At 65.3% G+C, this 12,332-nt stretch carries 13 protein-coding genes and 1 pseudogene; 4 read left to right on the top strand and 10 right to left on the bottom strand.

Going from position 1 to position 12,332, the window contains the following annotated elements; translation table 11 throughout:
* Positions 1-181, top strand: a pseudogene (locus A9W95_RS23470) (sulfate ABC transporter ATP-binding protein); the annotation flags it as partial.
* Here the strand turns inward: A9W95_RS23470 and A9W95_RS23465 are convergent.
* Genes A9W95_RS23465 through A9W95_RS23450 form a run of 4 tightly spaced genes read right to left on the bottom strand, consistent with a single transcriptional unit; the run spans position 182 to position 3,649 of the window.
* Positions 182-433, bottom strand: a complete 252-nt coding sequence (locus A9W95_RS23465) for a DUF6480 family protein (protein WP_067418453.1) — start codon at positions 431-433, stop codon at positions 182-184.
* A gap of 47 nt (positions 434-480) precedes the next feature.
* Positions 481-1,230 carry a sirohydrochlorin chelatase gene (locus A9W95_RS23460; RefSeq protein ID WP_067418458.1) on the bottom strand — a complete coding sequence of 250 codons (750 nt, stop codon included), beginning with the start codon at positions 1,228-1,230 and terminating at the stop codon, positions 481-483.
* 23 nt (positions 1,231-1,253) lie between these two features.
* Positions 1,254-1,982, bottom strand: a complete 729-nt coding sequence (locus A9W95_RS23455; protein WP_067418451.1) for a phosphoadenylyl-sulfate reductase — start codon at positions 1,980-1,982, stop codon at positions 1,254-1,256.
* On the bottom strand, positions 1,979-3,649 hold the full coding sequence (locus tag A9W95_RS23450) for a nitrite/sulfite reductase (protein WP_067418449.1): 1,671 nt from the start codon (positions 3,647-3,649) through the stop codon (positions 1,979-1,981). The genes A9W95_RS23455 and A9W95_RS23450 overlap by 4 nt, the downstream gene beginning before the upstream one ends.
* Here A9W95_RS23450 and A9W95_RS27015 point away from each other — a divergent pair.
* On the top strand, positions 3,648-3,797 hold the full coding sequence (locus A9W95_RS27015) for a hypothetical protein (RefSeq protein ID WP_156746368.1): 150 nt from the start codon (positions 3,648-3,650) through the stop codon (positions 3,795-3,797). The genes A9W95_RS23450 and A9W95_RS27015 overlap by 2 nt on opposite strands.
* Here the strand turns inward: A9W95_RS27015 and A9W95_RS28475 are convergent.
* Entirely contained in the window at positions 3,763-3,855 is a 93-nt protein-coding gene (locus A9W95_RS28475; RefSeq protein WP_371328109.1) for an Ms4527A family Cys-rich leader peptide, read from the bottom strand. The two genes, A9W95_RS27015 and A9W95_RS28475, sit on opposite strands and share 35 nt — an antisense overlap.
* 147 nt (positions 3,856-4,002) lie before the next feature.
* Between A9W95_RS28475 and hemW the strand changes: the two genes are divergently transcribed.
* The gene (gene hemW, locus A9W95_RS23445; RefSeq protein ID WP_067418448.1) at positions 4,003-5,175 is read left to right on the top strand and encodes a radical SAM family heme chaperone HemW; all 1,173 of its coding nucleotides are present in this window, start codon (positions 4,003-4,005) and stop codon (positions 5,173-5,175) included.
* A gap of 10 nt (positions 5,176-5,185) precedes the next feature.
* Here the strand turns inward: hemW and A9W95_RS23440 are convergent, their stop codons facing one another.
* Complete coding sequence (locus A9W95_RS23440) at positions 5,186-6,418, bottom strand: sodium-dependent bicarbonate transport family permease (RefSeq protein WP_067418446.1); 1,233 nt, start codon at positions 6,416-6,418, stop codon at positions 5,186-5,188.
* Positions 6,419-6,736: 318 nt separating this feature from the next.
* On the opposite strand from A9W95_RS23440, the gene A9W95_RS23435 reads away from it, so the two are divergent.
* Entirely contained in the window at positions 6,737-8,086 is a 1,350-nt protein-coding gene (locus A9W95_RS23435) for a salicylate synthase (RefSeq protein ID WP_156746367.1), read from the top strand.
* On the opposite strand, the gene A9W95_RS23430 is transcribed toward A9W95_RS23435, so the two are convergent.
* Genes A9W95_RS23430 through A9W95_RS23415 form a run of 4 tightly spaced genes read right to left on the bottom strand, consistent with a single transcriptional unit; the run spans position 8,052 to position 12,331 of the window.
* Entirely contained in the window at positions 8,052-9,014 is a 963-nt protein-coding gene (locus A9W95_RS23430; protein ID WP_082983282.1) for a MerR family transcriptional regulator, read from the bottom strand. The two genes, A9W95_RS23435 and A9W95_RS23430, sit on opposite strands and share 35 nt — an antisense overlap.
* Positions 9,015-9,027: 13 nt before the next feature.
* Positions 9,028-10,524 (bottom strand): flavin-containing monooxygenase, encoded by a 1,497-nt coding sequence (locus A9W95_RS23425; protein ID WP_371328108.1) that lies wholly within the window; start codon positions 10,522-10,524, stop codon positions 9,028-9,030.
* Positions 10,525-10,526: 2 nt separating this feature from the next.
* Positions 10,527-11,447, bottom strand: a complete 921-nt coding sequence (locus A9W95_RS23420) for a reductase (protein ID WP_067418441.1) — start codon at positions 11,445-11,447, stop codon at positions 10,527-10,529.
* A gap of 26 nt (positions 11,448-11,473) precedes the next feature.
* Entirely contained in the window at positions 11,474-12,331 is an 858-nt protein-coding gene (locus A9W95_RS23415) for an SDR family NAD(P)-dependent oxidoreductase (RefSeq protein WP_067418440.1), read from the bottom strand.
* Position 12,332: the final 1 nt, after the last annotated feature.

Genomic DNA, 12,332 nt, shown 5'->3' with positions numbered 1-12,332 from the left:
CGCCACCGACACTCCGTTCACCGCGCAGATCACCCGCGGCGACGCCGAAGCCCTGGCCCTGCGCGACGGCGACACCGTCTACGTCCGCGCCACCCGAGTGCCGGCGCTGCCCAAGGAAACCAAGAACGCCGGCGGTGACGGTGTCGACGACAAGGACGAGAGCACGCTCACGTCCGCCTGATCAGGGGATGTGAGCCAGAAGCCCGACCGCGACGGCGACGAACAAAGCCACGAACAGGGCGAGGCCGACCAGACTGACGATCATCAGCGGACTGACCCGCCGCCGCGCGGGTGGGTGCGCGTTCGCGACGCCCGACATCTGATCGGAATCAGGCGGAGTGTCGCCGGGCTGGACCCCTCCGCCAGCGTCCAAGCCGGGTGTTCGCGACGGGTCAGGATCCGGCGGCTGGGCGGTCGGCGGTTGTGCGGTCATGGGCGTATGGGTACCCGGTCGCCCGCCCGTCACACGGCTTGGTCGGGTCAGGCCGCCATGGGCGCGGCGCTTACCCGGTGGAACCGGTCCAGCACCGTCTCAGCTACCAACGGGTGGGCGCCCAAGGGCGCGGCCATCGCGATTCCCGCGTCATCGGCCATCTGCTGTACCCGATCGGGTAGCTGCCCCGGTGCCAGGAACCACGGCGCCACCACCACGCGACGGGCACCGCGGCGCTGCAGGCGCGCGATGCTTTCGGTGAACGACGGATCCGGGCGGGTGGCGAACGCGGTCGTCGCGGCCGCCCAGCGGGTTCCCGCCAACAACTTCGGTGCGACCGCGGCCGTGCGGGTGTTGGCCGCCTCGTTCGACGAGCCGATTGCCATTACCAGCACACCCAACGAGTCGTCGTGCCGCGATATCCCCAGCTCGGTCACCCGCTGCCGCAGCACCGACACCAGCCGGTCATCTTCCCCCAGCACCTCCGCCTGGCGGACCAGCAGTCCGCGCTCCCGGACACCGCAGTCGGCGACCTGTCGCGGAATGTCGACCCGAGCGTGATACGCGTTGGCCAACAGCAGCGGCGCGATAACCACTTCCCGTCCAGCCGGCAACGAGCACAGCACGTCGACCAGACTCGGCGCGTTCAGCTCACAGAACGCCAGCCGGACGTCGAGGTCTGGTCGCATACGGGTCACCCGCCAGGCGACGGCGCGTGCATTCACCGCCGACCGGGGATCGGCACTTCCGTGCGCGGTCAGCACGAGGGTCGTCTTAATGGCGCTGCTCCTCGTCATCGCTTCGCTCTGGCGCCAGTGCGTCACGACGCGTGCAGCCCACATTCGGTCTTGGCCAACCCCTGCCACCGGCCACTGCGTGGGTCGGCACCCTCGACGGGTTTGGCGGTGCACGGGGCGCAACCGATCGACGGATAGCCTTCGTGCACAAGGGGATTGACCAACACGTCGTGCTCGTCGATGTAGTCTTGCATGTCCTGGTCTGTCCAAGCGGCCAGCGGATTGATCTTCACCAGTTTGAACGCCTCGTCAAAGCTGACCAGCGGCGCGTTGGCTCGCGTCGGCGCTTCGACCCGGCGCAGCCCGGTCACCCAGGCGGAGTAGCCGCTCAAGGATTTGCCCAGCGGGACCACCTTGCGCAGGCGGCAGCATTCACCGGGATCCCGGGCGAACAGGTCCTTGCCAAGCAACGCGTCCTGCTCGGCCACCGATTGTTCCGGGCTCACGTTGAGCACCCGGATGTCGTAGACGGATTCGACCGCATCACGGGTGCCGATCGTTTCCACGAAGTGATAACCGGTGTCCAAGAACAGCACCGGTACGCCGGGGCGCACCTTCGCGGCCATATCCACCAGCACCGCATCTTGCATGTTGGACGCCACGACGTAGTTGCAGGTAGCCCAGCCGCGCGGACCATTGACCCCACCGAACGTCTCTTCGGTCCACTGCAGCAGTTCGGCGGCGTTGGCGCCATGCAATTCGGCGGCGCCTCGCCGCGCCAATTCACGTAATTCGGCTTCGGCCATCCTCATCGCAAATCGTCCTCTTCGGCTCGCATGGCCCATTGGGCGAATCGTTCACCGTCGTTGCGGTGCTTGACGAAGTTGCGCACCACCCGTTCGATGTAGTCGCCGAGCTCGTCGCTGGTGACCTTGTGCTGGCGCAACTTTCGGCCGAAACCGCTGTCCAGTCCAAGGCTGCCGCCCAAGTGCACCTGGAACCCCTCGACCGAACCGCCGTCACCGTCGTCGACCATCTGGCCCTTGAATCCGATGTCGGCGATCTGAATTCGTGCACACGAGTTCGGACACCCGTTGATGTTCACTGTGATCGGCACGTCGAGCCGGGAGTTGATGTCTTCCAGGCGCCGTTCCAGCTCGGGCGCCAACGACTGTGCGCGGACCCGAGTTTCGGCGAACGATAACTTGCAGTACTCGATCCCGGTGCACGCCATCAGGTTTCGGCGCCATTGCGACGGTCGCGACTGCAGCCCCAATTCGTCGAGACCGGCCACCACCTCGTCGAGCTTGTCGTCGGGGACGTCGAGGATGACCAGCTTCTGGTAGGGCGTGAACCGGATCCGGTCCGAGCCGGCACGCTCGGCCAGGTCGGCCACTGCCGTCAGAATGGTGCCAGAGACTCGACCGGCGATCGGGGAGGCACCGACGGCGTTGCGGCCGTTCTTGAGTCGCTGCACGCCGACGTGGTCGATCGGGTGCGCGAGCGGCTCGGGGGCGGGGCCGTCGATGAGCGGACGCTTGAGGTACTCCTGTTCGAGGACTTCCCGGAATTTCTCAATGCCCCAGTCCTTGACCAGGAACTTCAGCCGCGCCTTGGCCCGGAGCCGCCGGTATCCGTAGTCGCGGAAGATTGAGGTCACCGCGGCCCACACCTCGGGCACCTCGGCGAGCGGCACCCAGGCGCCGACCCGCTGGCCCAGCATCGGGTTGGTCGACAAGCCGCCGCCGACCCACAGGTCCAGGCCCGGACCGTGTTCGGGGTGGTTGACACCGATGAACGCGATGTCGTTGACCTCGTGCACGACGTCCTGCAAGCCCGATATCGCGGTCTTGTACTTGCGCGGCAGGTCAGCGAAGTCCGGCTTGCCGATGTAGCGGCGCACGATCTCGTCGATGGCCCAGGTGGGGTCCAGCACCTCGTCGAGGGATTCACCGGCCAGCGGTGAGCCCAAGATCACACGCGGGCAGTCGCCGCAGGCCTCGGCGGTTTGCAGGCCGACCTCGTCGAGCCGCCGCCAGATCTCCGGGACGTTCTCGACCTCGATCCAGTGATATTGCAGGTTTTCCCGATCGGAGATGTCGGCGGTGTCACGGGCGAATTCGGTGGAAATCTGGCCCAGCGTGCGCAGTGCCGCCGTGGACAGGGCACCGCCGTCGCAGCGCACCCGCATCATGAAGTACCGGGCCTCGAGCATGTCCATGTTCTCGTCGCCGGTGAATGAGCCGTCGTAGCCCTGCTCGCGCTGCGTGTACAAGCCCCACCAGCGGAAGCGGCCGCGCAAGTCGCTTTTCTCGATGCTGTCGAATCCGCCCTTGGCGTAGACGTTCTCGATGCGTTCCCGCACGTCCAGTGGGGCGCCGGCCTGCTTCATCTCCTCGTTGGGGTTGAGCGGTTCGCGATTACCCAGCGCCCACTGGCCCTCGTTGCGGGGCGCCTTGGCGGGACGTGCTGTGGTCATGCGGGTGATCTCCTTCGCGAACCTTGCCAGCCTGTGGAACGCGCGCAACACCGGTTCTCTTCCGGCGGCGCAGATCCGGCAGCCGGAAGTACAAGTGGGCTGGGTCTACGACATCAAGGCAGACAGCAACAGCTGCAAACGCGCTTGAGGTCGATATGCCGCCGTGCCACGAGCGCGGTGCGCAGGTTCGGGCTAACAGCGGTCACGCCGCCATTCTGCCATGAATGGCGGCCCACCACGCGACCAGGTCTGATTTGATCTCATGCTGAGCAAAAATAGGCGGTAATCCTGGCTGCGCAGGTGAACAATGCCGGGAATCGGCTGAGAACGGCGGCGCCGTGGGAAAATCTGGCATGACTGTTCGTGAGGCACCGGTAGAGCTACCGGCCATGCTGCCGACTCCCGGGGCGCCGTTGGGCCTGTATGTCCATGTTCCGTTTTGTGTCACCCGCTGCGGCTACTGCGACTTCAACACCTACACCCCGGCCGAACTGGGCGGCGTCAATCCCGACGCATGGCTGTCCGCGCTGCGCACCGAACTGCAATTGGCCGCCTCGCGGCTGAACGGACCCGTCCTGAACACGGTTTTCGTCGGTGGCGGGACACCGTCGCTGCTGGGCGGTGCGCGGCTGGCCGCGCTGCTCGACATGGTGCGAGACCTTTTCCCGCTCGCGCCGGACGCCGAGGTCACCACCGAGGCCAATCCCGAATCGACGTGGCCTGAGTTCTTCGCGGCGATCCGAGCGGCCGGATACACCCGGGTGTCGCTCGGTATGCAGTCCTCGGCGCCGCGGGTGTTGGCCACCCTGGATCGAGTGCATTCGCCGGGTCGGGCGGTGACCGCGGCGGGCGAGGCCTTGGCCGAAGGCTTCGAACACGTCAGCCTCGACCTGATCTACGGAACTCCGGGCGAATCCGACGACGACCTGCTGCGCTCGGTCGACGCTGCCGTCCAATCCGGCGTCGACCACGTGTCCGCCTATGCCCTCGTGGTCGAGGAGGGCACCGCGATGGCGCGGCGGGTGAGGCGGGGCGAGTTGGCCGCACCCGACGACGACGTGCTGGCGCGCCGCTACGAGTTGGCCGACGCGCGACTGTCACAAGCCGGGTTCGACTGGTACGAGGTGTCGAACTGGTGCCGACCGGGTGGGGAGTGCCGGCACAACCTCGGCTACTGGAACAATGGTCAGTGGTGGGGTGCCGGGCCGGGTGCGCACGGCCACATTGGCACCACCCGATGGTGGAATGTCAAGCATCCCAACGCTTATGCCGAGAAGTTGGCCGACGCGACGCTGCCGGTGGGTGGCTTCGAGCAGCTGGATGCCGACGCGGCGCACACCGAGGAGGTCATGCTGGGAATCCGCATGCGCCAAGGGTTGCCGCTGCACCGGCTGGACGGCGCCGAACGCGGGCGCGCCGAGCAGGCGGTCGAGGACGGACTGCTGAGGTCCGAGAACGACCGCTTGGTTCTCACCGACCGCGGCCGGCTGTTGGCCGATGCCGTCGTGCGCACGTTGCTCGGCTAGTCCAGACCACTTAGGTGGTGTGGAACCACTGATCCATCATGCGGGCCAACTCAATGTACAGCGGGATGCCGATCGTGACGTTGTAGGAGAACGTCAAGCCCAGCGATGCCGCCAACGGCAAGGTCGGGCTGGCTTCCGGAATGGCCAGTCGCTGCACGGCGGGCACGGCGATGTAGGACGCCGCGCCGCACAGAACCGCGAACAGCACGTAGGTGCCGGGCTTGAAGGTGCTGTCGGTGAGGTAGGCGTAGCCGTGCGCCACGAAGATCCCGAGTAGGGCGAACAGGTTGGGCGCCAACAAGCCGAAGAAGATGAAACCCCGGCCGGCCGTCCGGAGGTCTTTCAACTTGCGCGCGGCGGTCATGCCCATCTCGAGCAGGAACAGCGCGAGCACGCCCTGGAAGGCGGTGACGAAGAAAGTGTCGTCGTCATGGACCACCTTCTCGCCCTGCAACCCGCTGATCAAGCCGATGATGATGCCGCCGATGAGCAGGCACAGGCCGGGGTTGAGGAAGACTTCTTGGAACAACTCTCGCGAGAACAGCGACGGTTTCTTGCCGGGCTTGGGAAGATCCTCGGCGTCCGGATGCTCACTGCGCTCGAGCGACAGTTCCAGTTCCTGTTCGATGGCGCGCTCGTTTTCCGACTCGAGGCTGCGGCCGTTGGCGGGGCGAGCGGCCGTTCCAGGGCCGATGCTGACCTTGGACGGTGCGGTATACCCGGGCTCGTCGGGCATGTATCCGTGTTCGTCCATGCCTCGGTGGCGCAGGCGCGCGACAAGATACAAGGCCACCAGGCAGCCCGGAATCTCCATGACGGCCAACATGACCGGCATGTACGCGTCGAAGGCGATGCCGATGCTGGTCAGGACGGCCACACAGGTGGCGAACGTGCCCGCGGAGTCTGATCCGTAGTAGCCGGCGACCGTGGCCCGGTCGACTCTGCGCATGGCGCTCAGATAGCGCAGCAGGAAGTAGGCGAGCGCGCCGATGAGGAAATTGAGCAGGAAGCCGACGACCATGAAGCCGACGATGGTGCCGATGCTCGACGGCTTGATCCGCGACAGCTCTTCCCCGCCATGCCAGCCGATGGCGAGCAACAGGTACATGGTCAGTCCCTGGTAGAGCACGTACGGGAACTCGAACCGCACCTTGAGGACGGGGATGAGGAAGCCGAAGTAAAAGAACAGAAGCAGGGGCTTGAACAAGTTATGGGTGAAGTTCTCCCAGAACTCATGCAGCATTGGCACCTCCCGACCGTCCTGCGAGATATCGCTGCGAACTTAGCTGGGCCCCACCTGGGCCGCTACTCAGCATGGTCGGCGGACCGCCGGGTTTTGCCGAGTTTTCACGCCGTTCCGATGGTCGAAACGTGCACGTAACGAGGGGATTTTGCAACTCCGCTGGCCACCGGCCCGAGCCGGCCTTCGATGTGCGTTGGGTACGGATTTCCTGCCAGTTTGCTGACAGAAGCCGTGTCGGGCCGGCGTCAAGTGAAACGGACGCCACACACCAAGCCGGTCGCGCTCCGTAAGTAGGTTAGGCTACATTTACTTACTGTGATGGAGGCCAGCGTCGAGGCGAGTTCGGTAAGCACGGCGTCACTGACCATTCCCATGCCCGCCGGGTTGGAGCCGGCCGACCTGGCGGCGGAGCTGACCGCGGTGCTGTTCGAGCGGACTGGTGAGGAATATCTGCTCTACGAGTTCGACGGCCAGTGGGTGTTGGCCGCGGACGTGCTGGCCATGGTGGAACTGGACAGCGACGAACTGCGGGTCATTCGCGATGGGGTCACTCAGCGCCAGCAGTGGGAGGGACGGCCGGGTCAAGCGCTCGGCGAGGCGATCGACCGATTGTTGCTGGAAACCGATCGGCTGTTCGGCTGGGTGGCGTTCGAATTCGGCGTCTACCGCTATGGGTTGCAGCAGCGCCTGGCGCCGCGGACGCCGTTGGCGCGGGTGTTCTGGCCGAAAACCCGCATCGAGGTGAGCCGTGACGAGATTCGCCTGTGCGGGGGCGGGCCCCAAGAGCGTGAAGCGGTGGAGCGATTACTCGTCCAGGGGGTTCCCGACCTTGCGCGGCCGAGCACGGTCGATTTGACCGCAGACTCGTCAGACTACCGGGGTCGGGTGGCGATGGCCGTCGATGAGATCGTCGCGGGCGGTTATCACAAGGTGATCCTTTCGCGTTCTGTCACAGTGCCTTTCGAGCTCGACTTCCCGTCGACCTATCGTCTGGGTCGTCGGCACAACACCCCGGTCCGGTCTTTCCTGTTGCAACTCGGCGGCTTCCGGGCGTTGGGCTACAGCCCGGAACTGGTTGCCGCGGTGCGACCCGATGGTGAGGTGGTCACGGAGCCGCTGGCCGGCACCCGTGCCCTCGGGCGTGGTGCCGCGCACGACCAGCAGGCTCGCGACGACCTGGAGTCGAATTCCAAAGAGATTGTCGAACATGCTATTTCGGTGCGCACGTCGCTGCAGGAGATGGTCGAGATCGCTGAACCTGGGACCGCGGCGGTCACCGATTTCATGGCGGTCCGTGAACGGGGGAGTGTGCAGCATCTGGGCTCGACCATCAGTGCTCGCCTGGACCCGTCTAGTGACCGGATGGACGCATTGGAGGCGTTGTTCCCTGCCGTCACGGCGTCCGGCATTCCCAAAGCGGGCGGTGTTGACGCCATCCTGCGCCTCGACGAAGGTCCGCGCGGGTTGTATTCCGGTGCGGTAGTGATGTTTTCGGCCGACGGTGGGTTGGATGCGGCGCTGACCTTGCGGGCGGCTTACGCGCGCGACGGTCGGACCTGGCTGCGCGCCGGTGCCGGCATCATCGAGGCGTCCGACCCCGAGCGTGAATTCGAGGAAACCTGCGAAAAGCTCGCTACTCTGGCTCCGTATCTGGTTGAGCGGCAATAGCATCCGCGCTCTGCGCAGGGCTGCCGCCTTCCGATGACCGCTCCAGGTAGTCCTCGAGGACGCGGCTGACCAACGACTCAATGGTCGATTCGATCGATGATGCGAGAGTGGCGGTGACGGTAGCAACGGCCTGGGTGCGGAAGCGGACCAGCATGGTGATCAGTTCGGCAACCTCGGCGTCGGCGGGCAGCGCCTCGCCGGGCTTGATGCGGTTCCCGACGTGCTCGAATCCGGCTTGCACCAGCAAGGTGCTGATCTCGTCGATCTTGGGCAGGATTTGCTCGTGCAGGTCGATCAGCTTGTCGGCGCTCACCCCGTAGCCGCGTACTTCGTTGAAAGCCTCGATGAGCTTGGGTCGGGTGATAATGGCCTCGTCGCCGTCGATCCGAATCACCTGCAGTCCGACCAGGCGGTCGAACGCGTGTGGGTCGTCGACGAGTCGGCGGGCTTCGTGCAACGGCATGGTTTGGGACTTCTCGGTGGTCCAGGTCCCGACGATGGCCGATTCCAGCCCGAGCACGTCACCAAGATTCTTGCCTTCCTCCCAGGCGCTGACCATTTCCCGGACATGGGCGATGGTGTAGCCGCGGTCGAGCATCGAGGTGATCAGCCGCAGGCGGGTCAGGTGGGTGTCGTTGAACAAGGCGATGCGCCCGACCCGCAGCGGTGGCGGCAGCAGTCCCCGGTCGCGGTAAACCCGGATATTGCGAGTGGTGGTGCCGGCCAGCCGGGCAAGGTCGTCGATGCGGTATTCGCCGGACGCCGCGACGTCGTGGGGGTGGCGAACGGCCGCGTCGAACAGTTGTGTCACCGCGGTCTCGATGAAGTCGCGCGATTGGCGCCGGACGCGCTTGGGCGCGCGCCTGATGTTGAGCAGGACGCCGGCGATCGTGCCCGGTTCGGGCCGACCAGGTCGCTCGGGTGTCATGCCATATGTCGTATCAGGCCGGAGCGGCCGCCCGCGCGTCGGTGTGGTGTGTGACCGCGTCGTAGTGGTCGTAGCGGAAATTCTGCATCTGGCGGAGGTACTGCGTGGCGAAGCCGGGATACATGGACCCGTTGAATCCGTCCTTGGTCAGATACCAACTGCGACAACCCGACATCCACGTCGTCTTGGTCAGTCGGCGCTGCAATTGCTCGTTGTGCCGGCGTTGCACCGACGCGCGCACATCGAGATAGCGCAGGTCGTCGGTCAAGATGGTGGTGATCGCGCGCACCGCGTAGTCCAACTGGCCTTCGATGTAGACCAGCAGCGAGTTGTGGCCCGGTCCGGAGTTCGGCCCGGTCATGAAGAACAAGTTGGGATAGCCGTGGGCGCTGATGCTTTTGTACGCCTGGGCACCGCCGGCCCATTCGGTCTCCAGCGAGCGGCCGCCGAGCCCAGTGACAGCGAACGGCGGCCCGGTGAGGTGAACGTCGTAACCGGTGGCGAACACGATGCAGTCGAGGTGGTGTTCGATGCCGTCGCTGGTACGGATGCCGGCGGGGCTCAGCGCGGCAATCGGCCAGTCGATCAGTTTGCAGTTGTCGCGTTGCAATGCGGGGTAGTAGTCGCTGGAGACGAGCATCCGTTTGCATCCCGGTCGGAAGTCCGGTGTCAGTTGGCGACGCAGCCACGGGTCTTTGACCTGAGCCCGCAGATGAGCTCGACCCAGCCGGGCCACCACCGAGGTCAGCGGGGTGTTCCACACCAACGCGGTCGCGCTCGCCTCATGACCCCAAAACAGGGCTTGGCGGGCAACGGCTTGAGTGGCAGGCGCTTTGGCGAACAATGCTTGCACCGCCGGTGGCGTGGCGACATCGACGCGGGGCAGTACCCAGCACGGTGTGCGCTGGAATACCCTGACAAAACCGGCCTGCTTGACCAGTTCCGGGATGATCTGCACGGCGCTGGCGCCGGTGCCGATGACCGCGACCCGCTTGTCGGTGAAGTCGTAGTCGTGATCCCACCGGGCGCTGTGGATCTTGTGGCCCTGGAAATCGGTCAGGCCGCGGATATCCGGGAAACTGACGTCGGACAACGGGCCGGACGCCAAGATGACGGTCCGCACGGCGAATCGCTTGCGGTTCTTCGTCGTTGCCGTCCAGATGCCGGCGTCTTCGTCGAACGTCAGTCCGTTCACCTCGTGCCGGAACCTGATATGGCGGCGGACGTCGAACCTGGTTGCCATCTCCTCAAGGTGTTGGTAGATCTCCGGTGCCGGGGAGTAGGTCCGCGACCACTTCGGATTCTTCACGAACGAGAAGGAATACAGCAGCGAGGGGACGTCACAGCTGGCACCGGGATAGGTTGTGTCGCGCCACGTTCCACCGACCCGGTCGCTGCGCTCCAGGATCACGATATCGGTGACGCCGGCTTCGACGAGCCGGATGGCCGCACCCAGGCCGGTGAAGCCCGCGCCGACGATGAGCGTCTGGTACGTATGCTCGGTTGCCATGGTCACGCCGCCGGCCGGTAGGTGAGTTCCTTGAACCAGCTGGGCACCGGTTTGAGCAGCGGACGGGGATAGCGCTCCGACAGCCACACCATCGAATTGGCCAGCAGGTGATAGGGGTGTTGGGGATTGACGACCATTGCGGCGTGGCGCTTGAGGACTTGATAGGCGGGCACTCGCGGGGTGCGCTCGCCGCGCTCGCCCAGTTGTTTGAAGCGCTTGACGGCGTTGTAGAGCCGCTCGGCCTCCATGCCCATGCCGGCCATCTCATTGCGAATCCGGTTGAGCAGCGGAATGTACATCAGCGCACCGATGATCAAGCCAGGAGTTGCCACCGTGCCGATGAACTCGATGGCCAGCCGGCGTGCGGTCGCGTGGCCGATCATGTCGAGTACGGCGAAATCCACTGCGATGTGCCGAGATTCGTCGTTGTTGATTTTCTCGAACACCTGATGGCACACCGGATCTTCCACGGTGTCCAGCAGAAACTTCAGCAGCGCACCGTCGAGGGCCACCTCCAGCATCGGAATAACGGTGCCCAGCACCGAGAGCGGCATGCTGTCGGAATAGGTATCCAGCCACTGGATCGCCAACCGGATGTTGACGTTGGGCTCGGGAAGCTCACCGTCGTCGAGCATGCCCCAGCGCTTCATCAACGCCAATTCCGCGTTGGCATGCCGTTGCTCCTCGGCGTGGAAGTACCGATAGATCTCTGCGAGCGTCGCATTGGGCGCCTTCTTGGCCAGTGCGGCGAAGCCGCGGGCACCGATGTTCTCGATCCAGCACAGGTCTGCCATGAAAGCCTTCAGCTTGGACCGAAATTCGGGCCGAATGGTTTCGGCGCCCGGTGCGTCCCAGTCGATATCGGCGAGCGCCCACTGGCGATCTTTGATCTTGGCGAGCATGGCTTCCATTTCGATGGCCATTGGGTGTCCTTTCCCGTCGTGAGGGGTCAGTGCAGATTCGATCGCGCGACGAAGCCAACGGCGCGCGTATATACCGTCGGCGCAAGGCGTTTGACGTTCCAGCCGAACTTGGCGTCGAGTTGCGGCATGCAGTACAGCTCGCCGCGGTCGTGGGTGTCCAGACAATTGCGGGCGACTTTGGCCGCGGTAAAACCGGTCCAGCGCATCAGCCTGGCGGCCCGTGCGGTGGCGGCCTCGGTGATCCGGCCGGTCTGGACGATGTTGGTCTTGACGAACGTCGGGCATAACACGGTGACATTCACTGCGGTGCCCACCAGTTCGGCCGACAGCGTCTCGGACAGCGACAGCACACCGGCCTTGCTGACGTTGTAGGCCGCCATGCCTGGAGCCGAACCGAACGCCGCCGCGGAGGCGACGTTGATGATGCCCCGCGGTGCATTGACGGGTTGGGCTGAGCGCAGGATCGGGGTGAAGACGTGACATCCGTGGATGGGCCCCCACAGATTGATTCCGAGGGTCCAGGTCCAATCGTCAAGGGACGTCTCACCGATGGCCGCCCCGCCGGCGCCCACACCCGCGTTGTTGATCACCAGGGTCGGGGGTGCGCCGAACCAGGACTGCGCTTGCTCGGCCAGCGCGCGCACGTCCTCGATCTGTGAGACGTCGCAGTGCACCGCAACGGCTTTGCCGCCTTGGTCGGTGATGGCGTCGACCGTGCGTTGGGCGCCGAGGTCGTCGATGTCGCTACAAACCACCGCACCTCCGCGCCGGGCCAGCTCGATTCCGAAGGCAGCGCCGATTCCGCTCCCGGCGCCGGTGACCACCGCCGATGCGCCGTGGCTGGTCTTGGCTTTGTTGAGCAACCGGTCCAGAGGTGCGCGCACG

The sequence above is a fragment of the Mycobacterium sp. 1423905.2 genome, from assembly GCF_001673155.1.
Taxonomy (GTDB): domain Bacteria; phylum Actinomycetota; class Actinomycetes; order Mycobacteriales; family Mycobacteriaceae; genus Mycobacterium.
This window is presented reverse-complemented; position numbering and strand designations above follow the sequence as displayed.

What these genes read in the sequence shown, in the direction of transcription:
- A9W95_RS23455 (WP_067418451.1), bottom strand. Translation starts at nt 1,982, where the DNA reads ATGAGGATGGCCGAAGCCGAATTACGTGAATTGGCGCGGCGAGGCGCC.
- A9W95_RS23465 (WP_067418453.1), bottom strand. Translation starts at nt 433, where the DNA reads ATGACCGCACAACCGCCGACCGCCCAGCCGCCGGATCCTGACCCGTCG.
- hemW (WP_067418448.1), top strand. Translation starts at nt 4,003, where the DNA reads ATGACTGTTCGTGAGGCACCGGTAGAGCTACCGGCCATGCTGCCGACT.
- A9W95_RS23435 (WP_156746367.1), top strand. Translation starts at nt 6,737, where the DNA reads ATGGAGGCCAGCGTCGAGGCGAGTTCGGTAAGCACGGCGTCACTGACC.
- A9W95_RS23420 (WP_067418441.1), bottom strand. Translation starts at nt 11,447, where the DNA reads ATGGCCATCGAAATGGAAGCCATGCTCGCCAAGATCAAAGATCGCCAG.
- A9W95_RS23450 (WP_067418449.1), bottom strand. Translation starts at nt 3,649, where the DNA reads ATGACCACAGCACGTCCCGCCAAGGCGCCCCGCAACGAGGGCCAGTGG.
- A9W95_RS23430 (WP_082983282.1), bottom strand. Translation starts at nt 9,014, where the DNA reads ATGACACCCGAGCGACCTGGTCGGCCCGAACCGGGCACGATCGCCGGC.
- A9W95_RS23440 (WP_067418446.1), bottom strand. Translation starts at nt 6,418, where the DNA reads ATGCTGCATGAGTTCTGGGAGAACTTCACCCATAACTTGTTCAAGCCC.
- A9W95_RS23460 (WP_067418458.1), bottom strand. Translation starts at nt 1,230, where the DNA reads ATGACGAGGAGCAGCGCCATTAAGACGACCCTCGTGCTGACCGCGCAC.
- A9W95_RS23425 (WP_371328108.1), bottom strand. Translation starts at nt 10,524, where the DNA reads ATGGCAACCGAGCATACGTACCAGACGCTCATCGTCGGCGCGGGCTTC.
- A9W95_RS27015 (WP_156746368.1), top strand. Translation starts at nt 3,648, where the DNA reads ATGCGGGTGATCTCCTTCGCGAACCTTGCCAGCCTGTGGAACGCGCGC.